Below are 14,183 nucleotides of genomic sequence, written 5' to 3'. Positions count from 1 at the left end.
GCGGCCGGTCACAACGGCACCACCGTGTATATCTCGTCAGGCCTCACCCCCAGGCCGAAAGCCATGCGCAGGGCAATGGCCAGCACGATGGCGGCCAGCGCGAAACGCAGATAGACCGGCTTGGCCTTCTGCGCGAATTTCACGCCCAGTTGCGCGCCTGTGACCGATCCGACCAGCAGCAGCCCGGCCAGTACCATGTCCACCGCCTTGGTGGTGAGCGCATGCATCATCGTGGTGACCATGGTGACGAACAGGATCTGGAACAGCGAAGTTCCGACCACGACATTGGCGCTCATGCCCAGAATGTAGAGCATAGCAGGCACGAGGATGAAGCCGCCGCCCACACCCATCAGCATGGTCATGATGCCGGTCACGATCCCAAGGATAAGCGGTGCCAGCGGCGAGATGTAGAGGCCGGAGCGGTAGAAGCGCCAGCGCAGCGGCAGGCTGGCGACCAGCGGATGGTGGCGCCTCTTGCGCGCAGGCGGCGCACTGCCGCTGCGCATTGCGCGGATAGTCTGGATGCTCTCCCGCATCATCAGCGATCCGATCGTACCCAGCAATACGACATAGAGGATGTTGATGACCGTATCGATCTGGCCGATTGCCTCCAGCACGCGGAACAGTACTGCCCCGATGCCGGTGCCGATTGCCCCGCCCGCCACAAGCACCGCGCCGATCCGGTAATCCACCCCGCCCCGCCGCGTGTGAGCCAGCACGCCCGACACGCTGGCGCCGGTTACCTGGCTGGCGGCACTGGCTGCCGCGACTGTGGGTGGCACACCGTAAAAGATCAGCAGCGGGGTAGTCAGGAAGCCCCCGCCAACCCCGAAAATACCTGAGAGAATGCCCGTCAGCGCCCCCAGGCCAACGATCACCAGACCATTGACCGCGAGGTTCGCGATAGGGAGATAGACATCCATGTCCCCGCGTAACGCAGCGTTGCGGCGGATTAAAGGCGTGGCGCCCGAAATTCCGCCAAAATCAGGTGGAAGAGACGCTCAGAACCCGGTGGAGACCGTGACGGCCGGCCCATCCGACGGTTCCGCATCGCCCGCCACCCTGAATCGCCAGTCAACCGAAACCCGCGAGCCAAGCTTGCCCACCGGCACATAGACCGAGGCCGTCGGCCCCACGTCGAGCCGCGCCGCGCCCTTCTGCGCGCCGCCCCAGATGCCCGCGCCGGCATTCACCTCATATTGGCCGATCTTCACTACCGGCCGCTCCGCACGGGCCTGACCATCTACAAAGGCGCTGGAATAATCGCCCCAGACATAGCCGCCCTGCACATAGGCATCTGCCTCCACACCCAGCGGCAGGCCCACACGGGGCATCTGCGCCACGGCGAAGGCCGCCGGCCGGATGGAGGTGCCCCCATTGACCTGCGTGATGCGCCCTTCCGCCGCAAGGGAAACGGGCAAACCCGGAACAGGGCGAACCGAAGCGCCCAGTGCGCCTTCCACTTCCTGCGCACCCGTCATGGCCTGACTTAGCCTGCCATAAAGTTCCGGCCTGTGGCCGCTGGAAGGGATCACGCGATAACGCATCACCATGCCCGCCTGGCTCTGGCCATAGCTGCCATTGCCGGAGGCAAGCGATGGAGTGGTGTCCTGCCGCCACATTGCCCAGCCGTCTGCGGACCAGCGGCGCAAGGGCGCGGCCTGCGCCGCCTGAACTGGAGGCTGGAACGGAGCGGCTTGCGGTGCTGCAGAAGCGGGCGCAGGCTCTGCAAGGCCAGTGCCGCCGGTCAGCACATAGGACCAGGGGGCGATGGATTGCGGCCCGGAGGCAAACACCGGTGCCGGACCCGCTGAAACCGTGCCACCCGCCTGCCCGTACAGGTTCGCTTCAGGGCGAACGAAGCCGAGTTGCAACGCAATCCGTTCGAACAGTCCCGGCTCGGGCTGCGCCACCAGATAGACGAACTGCGGCGATGGCGCCGCTTGAACAGTCGATTGGACAAGGGCTGCCGGTGGTCCGACGAAGTAACTACCCATGGCGGACTGCGCACCCGGAGCAACAGGCCATGAGCCGAATGGCTGCGAGGTGTCAGGACGGGCAGCTTCCAGGCGAGGCGCATCCCACAAGGCGCCGCGAAAACCGATCCAGCCACCGATTACCAGCACCAGCACAATCACCGGATGCCCGCGGGTATGGCCATAGGTATTCATGCCGTCCTCCCGCTCAATTGCGCGGGATGGACATGGTGTTCCGTCTTGTCCCAACGCGGCGCGGCGCCCGCGAGACCGGCGATATAAGCGAATAGCGCCCGCCTTCCCGCAAGGATCGCAATGAAATTGGCCACAGGAATACGCGCCACGGCCCGCAGCCCTTCACCGACCCCATATTCGCGGGCAGTAAAGGCAAAGCGCATTGCCGCGCGCCAGGCAAAGCTGGCAAAATTCACCAGCACGAGCAGTTCCAGCAGCGGATCGTCGATCCAGTTGCGGCCATAGCCAAGCCATTCGGCTGTCCACAGCACGCATGCGATTGCCAGCAGCAGATAGGCCGCAGCCAATACAATGGCCGTGAGCGGGCCGCGCCGGTCACGCATGCGCATCCACAATTCCACCGGGTGGAAGTTCCATCCCAGGCGGTCCCAGCCCTGAAAGGCGATCCCGTGGACCCAACGCGTCTTCTGCCGCACCGCAGGGACCAATTTTGCCGGAAAACAGGCGCGCGTGGCGACAAGCTGCCCGTCATCGCCGCGCGTCCTCAGGAACCGGGCCTTGCCACCCAGCACCTTGATGCGGATCCCAAGCTCGTAATCCTCCGTCAGGCTGTCGACCGAGAAGGGGCCGCCCTGTCCGGGCCGCATCTGCGTGAGCCGATCCAGGATCGAACGTGAAAAGGCGCAGCCTACCCCGGCGGCAGGAAGCCCGGCAGACAGAGCATCGCGCACCACCATTGCCTTTCCATGGGCCTCGGCGAATTCCTCGCAATAATGTCCGGCAATCCAGCGCGAGCCGAATTGCGGCTCAGGCCGAACAGGGATCTGGACGAAATCCGCATGCTCTATTTCCCGATCGAGCAGGGAAAGCGCGGCCGGATCGACCATGTCCTCTGCATCGTGGAGCAAGGCCATGCGATACTGCATTCCGCGCCGCCGTTCATCGTCGGACAGGGCGCGATACAGGCGGTTGAGGCAATCCGCCTTGGTCGTCGGCCCGTCCCGGTCATGCAGCACGAGCCGCAGCCTGGGATCACCTGAAGCAGCCTTGGTGACGGCTTCTGCTGTTGCCCGGTCATTCCGATAGCAACCGACATAGAGCGTCAGTTCTTCCTGCGGCCATACAGCCAGCGCATGGGAGATGGTTGCCCCGATCACTTCCGCCTCGCGCCAGGTGGGAATCAGCACGGCCACCGGGCCGGCAAGCGGCCTGCCAGTTTCACGCTGGCGATCAATCCGCTCCGTCCGGGCGCGACCGGTCAGCCGGAACCATAGCCATGCGGCGTCGATTCCGATTTCATCCAGCGCACCAAGAAGAAAAAAACATCCTGCGAAAAGCAGCAACTCATGCTCGGCAAGCGCGAGCCACTGCAGCAGCGAACTACCCCCCAGAATCACAAAATGCGGCCCCCGACTACCGTTCTTGCGACGCTAGAGGGGCCAAGCTTGTGCCGCAATGCGAGAAGCATCCAAATTTGTCCGCATTTTCTTGCATCGGGCCGCCCCATCGGAAATGGAGGAGGGATGCAACAGCAACGTTCCCTTCTCCGCTCGGCCGTTCGCCCCTTGCGCGCCCTGTTCGTCAGCGATGCCTTCGAAGGCATCCTGCTGATTGCCATTGCGGCCCTGGCGATCATCGCCGCCAACTCCCCGCTTTCGCATCTCTATCACGATTTCTTCCACGAACCGCTGGCCTGGACGCCGATCGCCAAGCTCAACTCGGTCCATCTGTGGATCAACGATGCCCTGATGGCGGTATTCTTCTTCGTGGTCGGGCTGGAAGTTAAGCGCGAGATCGTGGCCGGCAATCTTGCCGATGCCCGCCAGCGCCGCCTGCCGGTTATGGCAGCAATCGCGGGCATGGCCGCACCGGCAGCCGTCTACATGCTGATCGCGGGCGGCGATGTCCGCCTGCAGAATGGCTGGGCGATCCCTGCGGCGACGGACATTGCCTTCGCCATGGGCGTGATCGGCCTGCTGGGCAGCCGGGTGCCGGCATCCCTGCGCCTGTTCCTGCTTACCGTCGCCATCGTGGACGATATTGGCGCGGTGCTGGTGATCGCGGTGTTCTATACCGCCAATCTGAAATTCGCCTGGCTGATTGCCTCGCTGGTGGTCTTCGCAGCGCTTTACGGCCTCAATCGCCTGAAGGTAAACCACATTGCACCCTATATTCTGGGCGCGATCGTGCTGTGGTTCTGTGTGCTCAATTCGGGCATTCACGCCACGATTGCCGGCGTTGTCGCGGCGCTGACCATCCCGATGCGCGATCACAACGGCTCGAACATGCTCGAGACGATGGAGCACGCGCTGGTCAGCTGGAATGCCTATCTGGTGGTGCCGCTGTTCGGCTTTGCCAATGCCGGCGTGGCGCTGGCCGGGATTGGCCTAAAGGAAGCGCTCGCTCCGCTGCCGCTGGCCGTGGGTGCCGGCCTCGTGCTGGGCAAGCAGGTCGGCATCTTCCTGTGCATCGTAGCGGCAGACAAACTGGGAATCGCCAAGCGGCCGGACAATTCCACCTGGCCGCAGATCTGGGGCACGACAGTGCTGTGCGGGATTGGCTTCACCATGAGCCTGTTCATCGCCGAACTGGCATTCCCGTCCAATCGCCTGCTGATCGAGGAAGCGAAAATCGGCATTCTGGCCGGATCTCTCGTCTCGGCCTTGCTGGGTTACGCGATCCTGCGGATGACCACGAAAGTCTCTGCAGAAGACGCGTAACCCGGCAACGGGCGGCTGTTACCAGCTGCCCGTGTTTTCCATGCTGGCCCACGGCTCCTGCGGTTCAAGATGGCCGTCCTGCAGCAATTCGATCGAAATGCCGTCCGGCGTCTTGATGAAGGCCATGTGCCCGTCCCGCGGGGGACGGTTGATCGTGATGCCCGCATCCATCAAGCGCTGGCAGGTCGCGTAGATGTCATCCACCTGATAGGCGAGGTGGCCGAAATTGCGGCCGCCCGAATACTTCTCGCCCTCTTCGCCTTCGGCCGGCCAGTTGTAGGTCAACTCGACTTCGGCGTCCTGTCCCGGTGCGGACAGGAAGATCAGGGTGAAGCGACCCTTCTCATTTTCCATACGGCGGGTTTCTTCCAGCCCCAGCAGCTTGAAGAAATCCACGCTCGCATCGGGATCGGTTACCCGGATCATGCTGTGGAGGTATTTGACCACGCTTAACTCCATTCGTCGCTATTCAAACACGGTTCATCGGCAGATTGGCATCGGTTCAGCGTCCGCTCCCCGGACTCGAGGAGGATGCCAGCCATGAGAGACGACATTACAGAAGAAACCCCCGCCCCCGCCACCGCTTTCTGGCACAGGGCCGATACGCGCCTCTTGTTGGGCAGCGCCACAATCCTTGCTGTCGGCATGATTGCAGGCGGCTACCTGCTTGGCGACGGCCTTACCCGCGCCAAGGCGGCGGATCGCTCGGTCACGGTCCGCGGGCTGGCGGAACGCGACGTGACGGCAGACCTTGCCACCTGGACGATCTCCTATTCCTCCACAGCCGGAAACCTTGCCGAAGCGCAGGCAGAGGTCGATCGCGACACGTCGCAGATCAAGGCCTTTTTCAAGGAACTGGGCTTCCCGCAGAACGCGCTGGAACCTACTGCAGTCAACGTTTCCAGCTACAGCAACAACGGCATTCCGCAATTCACGGTGCGCCAACGCATGAGCCTGCGCAGCCATGACATCAAGCGGGCGCAGGATGCCGTGCGGCGCCAGTTCGACCTCGTTCGGCGGGGCGTGATGCTGGAGGAAGGATCGGGCATGGCCTACACCTTCACCAAGCTGAACGCGATCAAGCCGGAAATGGTGGCCGAAGCCACGAAAGATGCCCGTTCGGCTGCGGAACAATTCGCCAAGGACAGCGGCACCGGCGTGGGCGGGATCAAGAGCGCCACTCAGGGCTATTTCTCGATCGAGGCCCGTGATGGCGACCAGGGAGGCTGGGGCGTTTCTGACACGCCGTTCAAGAAGGTCCGCGTCGTGACGACCGTGGATTTCTATCTGCGCTGACGGCGCGCTCAAAGGCACCGACAGGCGCCACAAGGGCGCCTGGAGCACACCTCGGGACATAGAAAAGGGCCCGCGCCGATCCCGGCGCGGGCCCCAATCTTTTCCGTCTCGGAAGTAGCGTAGCTTAGAAGCTGACGCTCAGCGAGCCGACCACGGTGTCGTCGGTGAAGCCCGAGACGTCCTTGGCAAGGCCGTCAGCTTCGACGCCGACATAGCTCACGCCCAGCGAGACATTGCCCAGCACGGTCAGCGAAGCGCCGATCGAGTAGTCCCATGCCTTGCTGTTGTCGGTGTAGGTCAGGGCGCCATCGGTGTAACCGACGTGACCGGTCAGGGTCAGCGGGGTCGACGGGATGGCGACCGAAGCATCAGCCGACAGGTAGATGTTGTCGTCGGGCAGGCCAGCGCCGAAGTCCAGCGAGTCCTGGCTCGGAGCGTAGGCGATGCCGAATGCGAGATCGACCGGGCCGACCGAAGGCTTGATCTTGGCATAGAGTTCGAAAACGTCAGCCGGATCAACGTCGTTGGTCGGGTAGAGGTAGTAGGTCGCGCCAACGTCGATGCCGACGCCGTCGGTGATGTCACCGGCCCAGCCAGCGAACACGTCGAGTTCCATTTCGCCGTAGGAAGCGGTATCTTCCAGCGAGGAAGCCCAGGTGCCCACATAGAAGCCCGGAGCGGTGTTCAGCGTGATACCGCCCTGGATGGCCGGATCGCCGCCCGACAGGCCGACGCCGCGGAAGCGATAGTCGGTGACGAGAGCGACGTTGCCCGAAACGGTCACGATCGGGGTTTCTTCGTCCTGCGCCATGGCGGGAGTGGCGGCGAGCGCGGCACCGGCGAGAACGGTAGCAGCCAGAAGGCTGCGAACGGACGTAAGCATGGCAAGTTCCTTATAACTTGGTTAGTCAGCCTCGTCCCACCTGCGTAAACAGCGGCTGCATCATTTGGCGTGCAGCCTTGCCATTTGCGCAATGAACTTGCCCAGCGGTGCTGCAGCGCACAAGACTTATTGCCAAGTGTCACATACAATTCGCACTACTGTGGATTTTCAGCATCACATGCTCCACACGGACGCCCGATTCGGACGTTCGGGCGCAGCGCATCTTGCAGCCCCTGCCGGGAGTTCTAGATCGTCGGAAACGCCATGATCGAATCCCTCCGCAAGTTCTTCACCCTCCCGATGGGGAGCAGGGAGCCGTCAGTCCCGGTGGGGCGGCGCATTTATGCCATTGGCGACATCCATGGCCGGCTGGATCTGTTCAATGCGATGATCGAGGCGATCGAGCGCGATTCAGCGCATGGCCGCCCGCTGCGCAGCACCGTTATCCTGCTGGGCGATCTGGTGGATCGCGGGCCGGACAGCGCTGGCGTGCTGGCGCGCGCGCGTGAGTGGCAGAAGACGCGCGACGTGCGAATCCTGGCCGGCAATCACGAGGAGATGTTCCTCGAAAGTTTCAAGCGCATGGAAGTGCTGCGCCATTTCCTGCGCTTCGGCGGGCGCGAGACGCTGCTGAGCTACGGCATCCAGCCGCGGGTGCGGACCAAGGCGGACATGGCCGCGCTGCAGCAATTGATGGCCGACCACATTCCGGCCGAGGATGTCGAATTCCTCCGCTCTTTCGAAGAACTGATCGTGTTCGGCGATTATGCCTTCGTCCACGCGGGCATCGCGCCGGGCGTGGCGCTGAAGCAGCAGCAGGCACAGGACATGCGCTGGATTCGCGAGCCGTTCCTTTCGCATCTGGACCCGCATTCGCATATCGTGGTCCACGGCCATACGATCACCGAACGGGCCGTGATCCGCCCCAATCGCATCGGCATCGATACGGGCGCTTTCAACACGGGACGCTTGACCGCGCTCGTGCTGGAAGGCACCGGGCGACGGTTCATCGAGACGAAGGTCAAGAAGAAGAAGGGCGTTGTAACGCTCGACAGGAAGGCTGAAGCAGAATGAAGATTGCAATGGTTGGGGCAGGCTATGTCGGCCTCGTCTCGGGCGCCTGCCTTGCCGATTTCGGCCACGACGTGGTCTGTGTCGACAAGGATCAGGGCAAGATCGACGCTCTGCTGAACGGCGTGATGCCGATTTACGAGCCGGGCCTGGCTGAACTGGTCGGCACCAATGTGAAGGCGGGCCGCCTGTCCTTCACTACCGATCTGGCCGAAGCCATGGACGGCGCCAGCGCGATCTTCATCGCGGTGGGCACCCCGTCGCGCCGGGGCGATGGCCATGCGGACCTGACCTTCGTCTATGAAGTGGCGCGCGAAGTGGGCGCCAATCTGAAGACGCCTGCCACCATCGTCACCAAGTCCACTGTCCCCGTCGGGACGGGCGACGAGGTGGAGCGCATCATTCGCGAATCCGGCACCGGTGTGCAATTCGCCGTGGTTTCCAACCCCGAATTCCTGCGCGAAGGCGCGGCCATCGGCGATTTCAAACGGCCGGACCGCATCGTGATCGGCGCAGAGGACGAATTCGGCCGTCAGGTGATGAGCGAAGTCTATCGCCCGCTGTTCCTGAACAAGGCGCCGATCCTGTTCACCAGCCGCCGTTCGGCGGAACTGATCAAATATGCCGCCAACGCTTTCCTGGCGACCAAGATCACCTTCATCAACGAAATGGCCGATCTGTGCGAGAAGGTGGGCGCCGACGTGCAGGACGTGTCGCGCGGCATCGGGCTGGATAACCGCATCGGGGCCAAGTTCCTGCATGCCGGGCCGGGCTATGGCGGGTCGTGCTTCCCCAAGGACACGCTGGCCCTGCTCAAGACCGCCGAGGATTACGACAGCCCCACCCGCATCGTGGAAGCCGTGGTGAAGGTGAACGACAGCCGCAAGCGCGCCATGGGCCGCAAGGTGCTGGAAGCGCTGGGCAAGGAAGCCCGCGGCAAGCGCGTGGCCATGCTGGGCCTGACCTTCAAGCCCAATACGGACGACATGCGTGACAGCCCGTCCATCGCCATCGCGCAGGCGCTCACCGATGCCGGCGTGCATGTGGCTGCCTATGATCCCGAAGGCATGGAACTGGCCGCCCCGCTGATGACCGAAGTCGAAATGACCGCCAGCCCCTATGAAGCGATCGAAGGCGCCGATGCCATCGTGATCGTCACTGAATGGGATGCCTTCCGCGCACTGGACCTTGCCCGCGTGAAGCAGATCGCCAAGGCCCCGGTGCTGGTGGACCTGCGCAATGTCTATGAACCGTCGGAAATCCGCGCGGCGGGCTTTACTTATGTGAGCGTCGGCAGGACATAAGCCGCGCAAGGCCCGGACGGCGCAAAGCCGCCGGGCATATCCAGCATCCTTGGGAGAGGGGCGCGAATGACAAGAATGGGCGTGGCCGGACTTGCGGCCATCGGGGCAGCCTTGGCGATCACAGTCGCCGCGCAGGCGGGGAACGACACGGCACCGGCTTTCGAGCCGGTAACCGATGCGATGATCCAGAACCCCGATCCGAAGGACTGGCTGAGCTGGCGCCGCACGCTGGACAGCCTGGGCTACAGCCCGCTTGCCCGGATCGACCGTTCCAATGTCAGCCAGTTGCGCCTCGTCTGGGCGCGGCCGCTCAATGACGGATCGCAGGAAGGCACGCCGCTGGTCCATGATGGCGTGATGTATTTCCCCGCCCCCGGCGACGTGATCGAGGCAATCGATGCCGCATCGGGCGAGCTGCTGTGGCAGCACCGCCGCAAGATGCCGGAAGACATCGGCAAATACCTCCCCGTGTGGGACACGAACCGCAACCTTGCGATCTATGGCGATCTGATCATCGCCAATGGGGCGGACGATTACATCTACGCACTGGATGCCCGCACAGGCGATCAGGTGTGGGAAACGAAGATCCTCGATTACACGCATGGCGCCAAGCAATCTTCCGGCCCGATAATCGCCAATGGTCTGGCCATCACCGGCCGTTCCTGCGAGCCGGAAGGCGGGCCGGATGCCTGCGTGATTACCGCCCATGATGCGAAGACCGGCAAGGAAGTGTGGCGCACCAGCACCATCGCGCGCGGCAGCGATCCCAACGATGCCACCTGGGGCGGGCTGCCGCTGGAAAAGCGGATGCAGGTGGGCGCATGGATGGTGCCCAGCTTCGATCCGGAACTGGGCCTGCTCTATATGGGCACTTCGGTCACCACGCCCGCGCCCAAGTTCCTGCTGTCAGGCAACGATCACGATTACCTCTACCACAATTCCACGCTGGCGCTGGACGTGCGCACCGGCAAGATCGTGTGGCATTACCAGCACATCGTCGATCACTGGGATCTGGATCACACCTTCGCCCGCATGCTGGTGGACGAACAGGTGGCGCCCGATCCGAAGGAAGTCGCCTGGATCAACCCGAAGATCGACCGGAAGAAGACCTACAAGGTGCTGACCGGCGTGCCGGGCAAAACGGGCATCGTCTATACGCTGGACCGGCAGACGGGCGAATTCCTGTGGGCGCGGCCCACGATCTTCCAGAACGTGGTCCAGGCGATTGACGGCAAGACCGGCAAGGTCACGCTGAACCCCGATGCGATCCCCGACGAACTGGGCAAGACGGTGCTGTCCTGCCCGGCGGCATCGGGCGGGGCCAATTACATGACCGGCGCCTACAGCCCGCTGACTTCCACGCTCTATCTGCCGATGCAGAACACCTGCGCCAATGTGACGGCGGTGGAGCCGGACTGGAGCAATCCCGGCTATTCCATTGCCTCGCGCCAGTTCATCGCGCCCGGCGCGGGCGACAATGTCGGCGTGATCCACGCCGTGAACGCCGTGACGGGCAAAAGCGAATGGAGCTGGTCCATCCGGGCAGGCATGCAGTCGCTGCTCACCACGGGCGGCGGGCTGCTGTTCGCGGGCGATGCGGGCGGAAGGTTCAGCGCGCTGGACCAGAAGAGCGGCGATGTGCTGTGGCAGATCAATCTAGGCTCCTCGGTCACCGGCTATCCGGTGACGTTCGAAGTGGGCGGGCACCAATATGTCGCCGTTTCCACCGGCCGCTGGCTGAATGACAATTTCACGCCCGAACTGAAGCATGGCGCGCAGAACACCTTGTTCGTCTTTGCCCTGCCCGATGCCGGGATCGGCGCGAAAGGCCCCTATCGCGCGCCGGTGAATTTGGCGGGCGGTATCTATACGGCCAACGATCCGGCCCAGAACAATGGCCGCCCGCCTGCCGAACGCACAGTGGCGGACGGCATCTTCGGCGCGGCGGAAGCGGCACAGGGCAAGGCGCTTTATGCCGATCACTGCGCGGCCTGCCACGGGGCGGATTTCAACCCCGCCCCCGGCGCGCCGCCGGTGAAGGGCGCCGCCTTCCTCGCCAACTGGAAGGGCCGGACGCTGGGCGATCTTTATGCCAAGGTGAAGACCATGCCGCCGGGCGCGGCCGGATCGCTCTCCGATGCGGAATATCGTGCGGCACTGGCCTTTATTCTCGAAGCGAACGGCTACAAGCCGGGTGAGCCTCTGCCCGCCGATAGCGGGCTGATGCAGGCCATCGGCTTTGGCGGGTAAGGCCCGGTGTGGCGGTGTAGGGAGAAAATTTACTGACGCGGGATTAAGCATTGCCTCCTCGGATGAGGAAAAGCCCGTGATGCACGCGCAAGTGGCCCGTTCGGCACAGCCTTCGCAGCCTTCTGCCGGACGCGGCTCCGGCCCGATCCCCTTTGCCCGATCGCAGGACGATCCCGCCCTGCTGCGCGCATGGCAGAGGCTGGACGGCGCTTCGCCCTTGCCGACGCAGACGCAGGCCTTTGTCGCGGCGCTCGCCGTCACTATGCTGGCGGGCACGTCGATCGAAATATTCACTGCCGGCGGGACCGAGGGCATCGGCGCTCTGCTTCCGCTTTGTCGGGCGCCCGGCAGTTTCACACCCTGGCGCATGGCCGGTGCGCGCGAAGTGTTCGAACCGATCGATGCCTTGTATGAAAGCCCTGCCGCCGCTGGCCGCCTTGCGGAGGTTCTGGCACACCAGCCGCGCCCCTTCTGGTTCGAGCGGGTTCCGGCTGGCTCCCTGCTGCTCCCGGCGCTGAAACAGGCGATGAAGGGCCGGGGCGTGATCTCGGTCCGCCCGACCGTGCCCTGCCCTACCATTGCGCTGGACGAGAGCTGGCAGGCGCCCGAAGCCCGCTTCAATTCCGGCCGCCGGTCCGATTTCCGCCGCGCCGCGCGCAAGGCGGATGAACTGGGCACGGTGGCCTATCAGATACTCGCCCCCTCGCCGGAGGAATTCGACGCCCTGTTCGACGAGGCTGTCGCGGTCGAACTGCGCAGTTGGAAGCGCGAGACAGGCACGGCCATCGCTTCCGACCGGATCAAGGAAGATTTCTTCCGCACCTATTTCCGCGCGGCCTGCGCCAGCGGCGAATTCCGGATCGCCTTCCTGCGTATCGACGGGCAGGCCGCCGCGATGCAGATGGCCGTGGTGCGCGGCGGGCGGTACTGGCTGTTCAAGATCGGCTTTGACGAAGCTTACTGCAAATGCTCGCCCGGCACTCTGCTGATGCTCCACACGCTCGGCTGGGCCGCGCGCGAGGGGCTGGAAGCCTATGAGCTGATGGGCGGCGTGGAATCGTGGATCGCCGATTTCTGGACCCGGGACCATCGCGATACGGTGCAAGTGCGCGCCTATCCTTTCAGTATCGCGGGGCTTGGCGCATTGGCCGCCGAAGCGCTCGGCCTGATGCGCAGGCGGCTGCTGCGGGGCTTTGGATGAGCCTTTCCCCTTGGGGGATTGCACGGAGCATCCGTTACGCCCTTCCCCGAAATCTCGGCCGCCTTCTGCCCGCGCCTGACGCGAACGCCATTACCCGGCATTGCGCGAGCCTGGCGCGCAACGGCCTGGCCGCAACAGCCGGCTATTTTCAGGCAGACGATGCCGCGCCCGAAGCCATCGCGGAGGCGAACAGGGCGCTGGCCCTGCTACCCGGCATGCGGGGCAGCGATTTCTATCTCTCGGTGAAAGCCCCACCGCTCAATTTCGATGCGGCATTGATCGGAGCAATCGCCGAAGCGGCACAGGCCGCCGGGATCGGCCTGCTGCTCGATGCTCATGCCCCCAAGGACGCGGAGGCGACGCTAGGCCTCACCGCCGCATTCCCCGGCATGGGCATTGCCCTGCCCGCCCGCTGGCAGCGCAGCCCAGCCGACGCCGCCTGCCTGCGCGATACGCCGTCACGCATCCGCATCGTGAAAGGCGAATGGCCCGATCCGGCCGGCGACGTGCCCGACATTGCCGCAAGTTACCTCGCCCTTGCCCGCAGCCTTGCCGGGCGCACCGCACCCGTTGCCATCGCCACGCATGACCCGGCTCTGGCAGAGGCCGCGCTTAAGGCCCTGCGCAATGCGGGCACGCCATGCGAGCTGGAACAATTGCGCGGCCTGCCCCGCCGCCGCACCACGGCCATCGCCCGCAGGCTGGGCGTGCCGGTGCGCCTCTATCTGCCCTTCGGCCCCGGCTGGTGGCCCTATGCCCTCAACAGCGCGCTCGCACGCCCATACCTGCCCCTGTGGGCCGCGAAGGACTGGCTAGGCCTGAAGTAATTGCCAGGGGGCCTGTAAGCCGGGTTCTGTATCGCGGACGGTATCCGATTATCGGACCGTATCCCCGATGGCAGCCATTCATCTAGGCCACGGATTGCTCCGCGGCTCGAGCAACCAACCCGGGCAACTCGGCTCGAAACCAGCCTGCCCCGGACGAATCCGGGGCGCGTTGCCCCTATTCGGTTTTGCTCCGGGTGGGGTTTACCATGCGGACACTGTTACCAGCACCCCGGTGCGCTTTTACCGCACCCTTTCACCCTTGCCTGTGAGGTTTCCCTCCATCGGCGGTATACTCTCTGTGGCACTTTCCCTGAGCTTGGGGGCCGAAGCCCTTCGCCCGGCGGGCGTTACCCGCCACCCTTGTTTCGTGGAGCCCGGACTTTCCTCGGCATCCGACCCGCTCATGCAGAGCTTGTCGAACGACGCGGCTGCCCGGCCCCCTGGCCCGCCATGCATAGCA

General features: G+C 64.2%; 12 protein-coding genes and 1 other RNA gene. 7 read left to right on the top strand and 6 right to left on the bottom strand.

Annotated features, from left to right (window positions below; translation table 11 throughout):
- Window positions 1-8: 8 nt before the first annotated feature.
- The 3 genes from SZ64_RS16765 to SZ64_RS16755 form a co-directional block, all read right to left on the bottom strand.
- The gene (locus SZ64_RS16765) at window positions 9-923 is read right to left on the bottom strand and encodes a sulfite exporter TauE/SafE family protein (protein WP_054531860.1); all 915 of its coding nucleotides are present in this window, start codon (window positions 921-923) and stop codon (window positions 9-11) included.
- Between the two features lie 78 nt (window positions 924-1,001).
- Entirely contained in the window at window positions 1,002-2,171 is a 1,170-nt protein-coding gene (locus SZ64_RS16760; protein WP_054531859.1) for a hypothetical protein, read from the bottom strand.
- Window positions 2,168-3,568, bottom strand: a complete 1,401-nt coding sequence (locus SZ64_RS16755) for a glycosyl transferase family protein (protein WP_241773073.1) — start codon at window positions 3,566-3,568, stop codon at window positions 2,168-2,170. Before SZ64_RS16755 ends, SZ64_RS16760 begins: the two co-directional genes overlap by 4 nt.
- 126 nt (window positions 3,569-3,694) lie before the next feature.
- On the opposite strand from SZ64_RS16755, the gene nhaA reads away from it, so the two are divergent.
- The gene (gene nhaA / locus SZ64_RS16750; protein WP_054531858.1) at window positions 3,695-4,891 is read left to right on the top strand and encodes a Na+/H+ antiporter NhaA; all 1,197 of its coding nucleotides are present in this window, start codon (window positions 3,695-3,697) and stop codon (window positions 4,889-4,891) included.
- Window positions 4,892-4,909: 18 nt separating this feature from the next.
- On the opposite strand, the gene SZ64_RS16745 is transcribed toward nhaA, so the two are convergent.
- Window positions 4,910-5,338: a VOC family protein gene (locus tag SZ64_RS16745; protein ID WP_054532332.1), complete on the bottom strand. Its 429-nt coding sequence runs from the start codon at window positions 5,336-5,338 to the stop codon at window positions 4,910-4,912.
- Window positions 5,339-5,536: 198 nt separating this feature from the next.
- Here SZ64_RS16745 and SZ64_RS16740 point away from each other — a divergent pair, with 198 nt between their 5' ends.
- Window positions 5,537-6,187 (top strand): SIMPL domain-containing protein, encoded by a 651-nt coding sequence (locus tag SZ64_RS16740; protein ID WP_054532331.1) that lies wholly within the window; start codon window positions 5,537-5,539, stop codon window positions 6,185-6,187.
- Between the two features lie 124 nt (window positions 6,188-6,311).
- Here SZ64_RS16740 and SZ64_RS16735 read toward each other — a convergent pair whose 3' ends face one another.
- Window positions 6,312-7,070 (bottom strand): TorF family putative porin, encoded by a 759-nt coding sequence (locus SZ64_RS16735; RefSeq protein WP_054531857.1) that lies wholly within the window; start codon window positions 7,068-7,070, stop codon window positions 6,312-6,314.
- Between the two features lie 264 nt (window positions 7,071-7,334).
- Between SZ64_RS16735 and SZ64_RS16730 the strand changes: the two genes are divergently transcribed.
- The 5 genes from SZ64_RS16730 to SZ64_RS16710 all read left to right on the top strand — a co-directional run bounded on the left by SZ64_RS16730 (window position 7,335) and on the right by SZ64_RS16710 (window position 13,723).
- Complete coding sequence (locus SZ64_RS16730; RefSeq protein WP_054531856.1) at window positions 7,335-8,144, top strand: metallophosphoesterase family protein; 810 nt, start codon at window positions 7,335-7,337, stop codon at window positions 8,142-8,144.
- Window positions 8,141-9,445, top strand: a complete 1,305-nt coding sequence (locus SZ64_RS16725) for a UDP-glucose/GDP-mannose dehydrogenase family protein (protein WP_054531855.1) — start codon at window positions 8,141-8,143, stop codon at window positions 9,443-9,445. Before SZ64_RS16730 ends, SZ64_RS16725 begins: the two co-directional genes overlap by 4 nt.
- Before the next feature lie 66 nt (window positions 9,446-9,511).
- The gene (locus tag SZ64_RS16720) at window positions 9,512-11,695 is read left to right on the top strand and encodes a PQQ-binding-like beta-propeller repeat protein (RefSeq protein ID WP_082384658.1); all 2,184 of its coding nucleotides are present in this window, start codon (window positions 9,512-9,514) and stop codon (window positions 11,693-11,695) included.
- A gap of 79 nt (window positions 11,696-11,774) precedes the next feature.
- Complete coding sequence (locus SZ64_RS16715) at window positions 11,775-12,896, top strand: GNAT family N-acetyltransferase (protein ID WP_054531853.1); 1,122 nt, start codon at window positions 11,775-11,777, stop codon at window positions 12,894-12,896.
- On the top strand, window positions 12,893-13,723 hold the full coding sequence (locus SZ64_RS16710; protein WP_054531852.1) for a hypothetical protein: 831 nt from the start codon (window positions 12,893-12,895) through the stop codon (window positions 13,721-13,723). Before SZ64_RS16715 ends, SZ64_RS16710 begins: the two co-directional genes overlap by 4 nt.
- Here SZ64_RS16710 and rnpB read toward each other — a convergent pair.
- Window positions 13,723-14,167, bottom strand: an RNA gene (gene rnpB, locus SZ64_RS18050) — RNase P RNA component class A. The two genes, SZ64_RS16710 and rnpB, sit on opposite strands and share 1 nt — an antisense overlap.
- Window positions 14,168-14,183: the final 16 nt, after the last annotated feature.

The organism is Erythrobacter sp. SG61-1L, assembly GCF_001305965.1.
Lineage (GTDB): Bacteria > Pseudomonadota > Alphaproteobacteria > Sphingomonadales > Sphingomonadaceae > Andeanibacterium.
The sequence above is the reverse complement of the archived record's forward strand: the minus strand, read 5'-3'. Positions and strand labels throughout refer to the sequence as shown.